The sequence below is a fragment of the Psychrobacter sp. 1U2 genome (genome assembly GCF_051847575.1).
The window spans coordinates 1-665 of sequence record NZ_JBPYDC010001216.1 but is presented as its reverse complement, the minus strand read 5'-3'; the positions used below and the strand labels follow the sequence as shown (position 1 = coordinate 665).

At 46.5% G+C, this 665-nt stretch carries 2 protein-coding genes; both read right to left on the bottom strand.

Features of this window, described 5'->3' with window-relative positions; translation table 11 throughout:
* Positions 1-433, bottom strand: a 433-nt coding sequence (locus ACS8FD_RS21285; RefSeq protein WP_439277333.1) for a PhnD/SsuA/transferrin family substrate-binding protein, incomplete at its 3' end; no start/stop codon positions are given.
* Between the two features lie 3 nt (positions 434-436).
* Positions 437-665, bottom strand: a 229-nt coding sequence (locus tag ACS8FD_RS21280; RefSeq protein ID WP_439277332.1) for a PAS domain-containing protein, incomplete at its 5' end; no start/stop codon positions are given.

Genomic DNA, 665 nt, shown 5'->3' with positions numbered 1-665 from the left:
AGTTTTCGGTTACCTCCCAGATAAGATCAGACTCTTCTAAATCTACTGCTTCTAATAAGCGCAGACCGATAAGCTTTACATCACGGTTGTCTGCCATAGCGACAGACGCGCCTTTGGTCAAATCCTCTAAGCACTTAATATCACTATTGGCGGACGCTGCAATCACCATTTCATCTGATTTGCCGATGGGACGCGCAATGGCGCGATAGCCTTTTTCGCGAATCAAAGCAGCAGCGTCAAAGGGGTTGGCATAGATAATATGTATGTTACCAGCATTGACCATCTCTTCTTGCTCAGCATGAGAGGTGGGCGTATTGAGATGCAAGTGAATGTCAGCACGCTTTTGAATCAAGGTATTAAACATGTGCCAGCCTGCAAAATGATCAGGCGAAAAATCAGGAGCGATTAATAGGTTATAGGTTTTTTCGTTCATGGTTTAACCTTCCTCATTCTGTTTCATTTGAGCATATTGCGTGATCGCGGCTTCTATCTTGCGACGTGACGGCTGACGGCGTACAGAGGTATAACCGACGGTCTGTCCGCGGCGTATGTTAGGAACGACCGTTGCATACACCCAATAGTGGCTACCATCTTTGCACAGGTTTTTGACGTAGCCGTGCCATTTTTGTCCTGATTTTACCGTCTGCCATAAGTCTTGGTAGGCG